This window comes from Sphingobium sp. ba1, assembly GCF_000743655.1.
Lineage (GTDB): Bacteria > Pseudomonadota > Alphaproteobacteria > Sphingomonadales > Sphingomonadaceae > Sphingobium.
In genome coordinates this window covers 643,496-648,496 of sequence record NZ_JPPQ01000069.1, presented here as the reverse complement: position 1 = coordinate 648,496, position 5,001 = coordinate 643,496, and the positions used below count along the sequence as shown (strand labels likewise).

The 5,001-nt window shown below is 66.3% G+C and carries 5 protein-coding genes; all 5 read left to right on the top strand.

Annotated features, from left to right (window positions below; all coding sequences use genetic code 11):
• Positions 1-1,565: flagellar basal-body MS-ring/collar protein FliF (gene fliF / locus IL54_RS06140; protein WP_037477920.1), on the top strand; the 1,565-nt coding region annotated here is incomplete at its 5' end.
• Positions 1,558-2,574, top strand: a complete 1,017-nt coding sequence (gene fliG, locus IL54_RS06135; protein WP_037474054.1) for a flagellar motor switch protein FliG — start codon at positions 1,558-1,560, stop codon at positions 2,572-2,574. The genes fliF and fliG, both read left to right, overlap by 8 nt.
• The gene (locus IL54_RS06130; protein WP_037474052.1) at positions 2,561-3,208 is read left to right on the top strand and encodes a FliH/SctL family protein; all 648 of its coding nucleotides are present in this window, start codon (positions 2,561-2,563) and stop codon (positions 3,206-3,208) included. Before fliG ends, IL54_RS06130 begins: the two co-directional genes overlap by 14 nt.
• Positions 3,205-4,533 (top strand): FliI/YscN family ATPase, encoded by a 1,329-nt coding sequence (locus tag IL54_RS06125; protein WP_037474050.1) that lies wholly within the window; start codon positions 3,205-3,207, stop codon positions 4,531-4,533. The genes IL54_RS06130 and IL54_RS06125 overlap by 4 nt, the downstream gene beginning before the upstream one ends.
• A complete protein-coding gene (locus IL54_RS06120; RefSeq protein WP_037474048.1) occupies positions 4,530-4,955 on the top strand; it encodes a hypothetical protein in 426 nt (141 codons plus the stop codon). The genes IL54_RS06125 and IL54_RS06120 overlap by 4 nt, the downstream gene beginning before the upstream one ends.
• Positions 4,956-5,001 lie beyond the last annotated feature (46 nt).

The window sequence follows — 5,001 nt, the reverse complement described above, 5'->3', positions numbered from 1 at the left end:
CACTGGCGGGCCTTGCCTGGCTGGCGCTGCGCGAACCGCCCCAGCGCGACCTGTTCCGCGCCTTGCCCGACGCCGACAAATCGGCCGTCGCGCAAGTGCTGGAGCAGGCCGGCATCCCCTTCGACTTCGACAAGTCCGGCAGCATGACCGTGGGGGAGGATGATTATTTCAAGGCGAAGATGATGCTCGCCGCCCAGGGCCTGCCCAAGAGCGCGCCTGACGGCAACAGCATGATCGACAGCCTGCCAATGGGCGCCTCGCGCGCGGTCGAGGGCGAAAAGCTGCGCTCCGCCCGCGAAATGGACCTCGCCCGCACGATCGAGGCGATCGACAGCGTCGAAAGCGCCAAGGTCCACCTCGCCGTCGAACCGCCCAGCGTCTTCCTGCGCGACCGGGCCAAGCCGTCCGCTTCCGTGATGCTGCGACTGGCGCAGGGCCGCACGCTCACCGACGCACAGGTCAGCGCGATCGTGCATCTCGTCGCTTCCTCCATTCCCGACCTGTCGCCCGACCAGATTTCGCTGGTCGATCAGAATGGCCGCCTGCTCAGCAATAATGACGGCGACGCCGCCGATGATCGCCAGCTCTCGATCCAGGGCCGGATCGAGGATCGCTATCGCCAGTCGGTGATCGCGCTGCTCACGCCGATCCTTGGCCAGGGCAATTTCTCCGCCGAAGTCCATGCCGAACTTAATTTCGCCGAGCGGCAGGCGACCCGCGAAACCTTCCCCCAGGACGAAGCGCGGCTGCGCGTCGAACAGGGCACCTGGGCATCCGACCCGCGGGGTCAGGGCACAGGCGGGGAGGCGTCGGGCATCCCCGGTGCGCTCACCAACCAGGCACCGGTCAACCCGACCGTCACCCAGACCAACCCCAATGGCCAGGCCGTGCAGCAGGGCGAAACCGCCGCGCAGACCCCCGGCACCCCGCCCAATCCGCTGATGAAGACCGAAGAAACCTTCAACCGCAGCTTTGAACTCGGCCGCGAAGTGTCCGTGACCAAGGATGCGATCGGCACCGTCAAGCGCCTGTCGGTCGCCGTGGCGCTCGACACCGGCGCGGACGGCAAGCCGCGCACGGCGCAGGAAATCGCAGCCTTGGAAGCGCTGGTGAAGGGCGCTGTCGGTTTCGACCAGGCGCGCGGCGACGTGGTCGCACTCTCCTCGCGCAGCTTTCTCAAGACGCCTGAAACCGTCATCCCCTGGTATGAATCGGACTGGATGAACCCGCTGGTGCGCAACGGCACCGCCCTGCTTGTCGCGCTGCTGCTCGTCTTCGGCATCGGTCGCCCGCTGCTCAAGCGCCGCGCCGCCGCCCAGGCCGCCGCAGCGGAGCAGACCACGCAGGAAGGCCAGCGCATCGGCCGGGAAATCTCGTCCGAACTCACCAAGCAGGTGGTCGAAGCGCCCGATCCCGAACGGCCGGTCACGCTCGACATGATCTCCTCCACCTATGACTATGCCCAGCGCGCCGACCTCATTCGCAACTTCGTGAAGCAGGACCCCGACCGCGCCGCCCTGGTCGTCCGCGACCTCCTGAAGGAGGGGAAGAAGGAAAATGCCTGAGATCGTTCCCGGTCGTCCCGAAGCGCTCAAGGGCAGCGCCGCCGCTGCCGTCCTGCTTATGCTGTTCAATGAGGATGAAGCCGCGCAAATCCTTTCCCGGCTGGAGCCGGAGGAAGTGCGCCAGCTCGGCTACGCCATGTATGACGTCGCCGATGTCGATCCCGAAGAGGTCAACGAAGCGCTCGACCATTTCGTCGCCAAGGCCAAGAAGCGCACCACCATCGGCTATGGCGCGACCCGCCATATTCGCGGCGCGATGACCAAGGCGCTGGGCGAGGAACGGGCTGAAACCATCCTGGCGCGCATTACGCCGCCGACCCGCTCCACCCAGCTTGAAATGCTCAAATGGATGGATGCCAAGGAAATCGCCGTGTTGATCGAGGCGGAGCATCCGCAGATCATGGCGATCGTGCTGGCCCATCTGGAGGCACCCGTCGCCGCCGACGTGCTGCAATTGCTGCCGTCCGAATATCAGGAGGAGATCGTCTATCGCATCGCCACCCTGGGGCCGGTCTCGAACGAGGCGCTCGAAGATCTGGAGCAATTGCTGATGCGCGGTCCGGTCGGCAAGCAGGGTGCCGCCTCGCAGCGCGGCGGCACGGTCGAAGCGGCCGCGATCATGAACAATGTCCGCAAGGATAATGAGCAGCGGATCATGAAGGCCGTCGCCAAGCGCGACAAGATGATCGCCCAGACCATCGAGGAGGAGATGTTCGTCTTCGATAATCTGGTGGACATGGACGACAAGAATCTGGGCGCGCTGATGCGGACCATCGACAACACCGTCCTGGTCGTCGCGCTCAAGGGCGTGAACGACATGCTCAAGGGCAAGATTTTCGGCAGCATGTCCGCTCGCGCGGCACAGGCGATCGCCGACGAGATCGAGGAGCGCGGCCCCATCCGCCTCGCCGAAGTGCTGGAAGCACAGAAACTGATCATCGCCACCGCCCGCCGCATGGCGGATGCAGGCACCATCATGCTCGGTGGCAAGGGGAATGACTTTGTCTAGGATTTGGGGCGCTGAAGCAGCGCGCGATTTCGCGCCAGTCGCGGTCGCCGGTTTCGTACAAAGCGAGAGCAGCGGTTTCCGCAGCCTCTACACCGCCCATCCCGGCGCGCAGACCGCGACGATCCGCGCCGCCATGGCGGACGCCGAACCCGTGGTCGACCTGGTCGAAGAAGCGCGGATGGAAGCCTTCACGCTTGGCTTCGACGAAGGCTGCCGCATCACGGCGGAAGCCCATGGCGCAGACGCGGACATCCGCGAACGACTGGCGGAATCGCTGGCGTCGCTGGCCCCTGCGCCCAGCGGCATGCTCTCCACCATGCTCTCCGCTACGGTCGTCCGTCTGGTCGAACAGATTGTGGGCGAGGTCGAGATCGACATCGAACGCCTCGTGCAGCGCTGCGACACGGTCGCCGCCTTCATCGAGGATAATGACGAAAAGGGCGCGCTCCACCTCCACCCCGACGACATTATCATGCTGGAAGGCGAACAGATCGGCGTGAAGCTGGTGCCCGACAAGGCGATGCAGCGCGGCTGCGTCCGCTTGGAAACCGCCGAAGGCTGGGTCGAGGATGGCCCCGACGTGCGCCTGTCGCGCCTGCGCGCACTGCTCGACGATATGGAGGGCAGGCCTTGATCCGCGCCGCGCTGGCCCAGGCCGAAACGCTGTTCGACCATCTGCAGGTCCAGAACCGCGCGCCGCGCCATGTCGGTCGTCTGGTCAGCCATGATGCGGGCATGCTCGAAGTCACCGGCTTTCGCCGCCCGATCGGCGCGGGCGCGCGGGTGATCGCCAGCGACGGCACGATCGCGCGCGCCGAAGTCGCGGGCTTTCGCGGCGGTCGCACCCTGCTGGTGCCGCTCGACAGCGACGCGCCGCTCGAAAATGGCGCGCGGGTCGAACCCGATAGCCAGGCCAATATGGTGCAGGTGGGCGAGGGGCTGATCGGCCGCGTCGTCGATGCCATGGGGCAGCCGCTCGACCGGAAAGGCCCGATCATCGCAGGCGGCGTCTGGCCCCTGAACGGCGTCAAGGGCAATGTCCTTGATCGTGGCCGCGTCACCGAACCGTTCGATCTGGGCGTCCGCGCCGTCAACGCGCTGCTCACCGCCGGGCGCGGCCAGCGTATCGCCATCATTGCCGGTTCGGGCGTCGGCAAGTCGGTGCTGATGGGCCAGATGATCGCCGGGGCCGAAGCCGACATCGTCGTCGTCGGTCTGATCGGCGAGCGCGGCCGCGAAGTCAGCGACTTCCTCGAAACCAAGCTCAAACACACGATGCACAAGAGCATCGTCGTCGCGGTGCCCGCCGATCATCCCCCGGTGCTGCGCCTGCGCGCTGCCGCGCGCGCCACCGCCATCGCCGAATATTTCCGCGCCCGTGGCAAGAAGGTGCTGCTGCTGATCGATAGCCTCACCCGCTGCGCCCATGCCCAGCGCGAAATCGGCCTGGCCCTTGGCGAACCCCCCGCGATGAAGGGCTATCCGCCCTCGGCTCTCGCGCTCATTCCCCGCCTGGTCGAACGGGCCGGGGTGGACGCCCGCACCGGCGGCTCGATCACCGCACTCTATACCGTATTGGCCGATGGCGATGATACGGACGATCCGATCGTGGACGCTGCCCGCGCCATCGTCGACGGCCATTTCGTCCTGTCGCGGCACCTGTCCGAACAATCCATCTTCCCGGCCATCGACGTCGGCAAATCGCTGTCGCGCGTCATGGCCGACGTGGTGCCCGACGATCATCGCATGGCCGCCGCCAATTATCGCCGCCTCTGGGCCGCCTATGAGGAGAATCGCGATCTCATCCTGATGGGCGCCTATCGCCCCGGCAATGATCCGGTGATCGACGAAGCGGTGCAGCGCCGTCAGGAAATTCTCGACTTCATCCGGCAGGACCAGAAGAGCCGCATCGATCTCGACACCAGCGCCGCCGCGCTGATCGCCGGGTTCGGCGCATGAAGGGGCTGGTATCCCGCCGCCATCGCGTGCTGCGCGTGCGCCATGTCCAACATGCCATGGCCGTCGCCGAAACTGCGCGCGCGCGCGACGAGGCCGATGGCCTGGCCCGCAATATCGAGCGGCTCAACAAGGTCCGCTACGAACTGTTCGAAACGCAAGGGGCCGCCACCGGTGCATCCTTCGCGGCGATGCAGGAACTCGCCACCCGGCTGGAACAGGCAGGGCGCCAGCTCGACGGCGCGCTCTACGACGCGCGGCGCAAGGTGGAGAGCAAGGAAGGCGTGACGCTCGCCGCCAACCGCGAAAAGGAAATCGCCACCCGCCTCAAGGACCGCGCCCGCGCGAACCTTGAAGAATGGCGCGAAAACAAGCTGGCGGCCTTGCCGCGCTATCGCCGCATGCAGCGGACGGGGGATGCCTGACATGACAATGCTCGCCTCTATCAAGGCCTTGCTCTTCTCGATACCG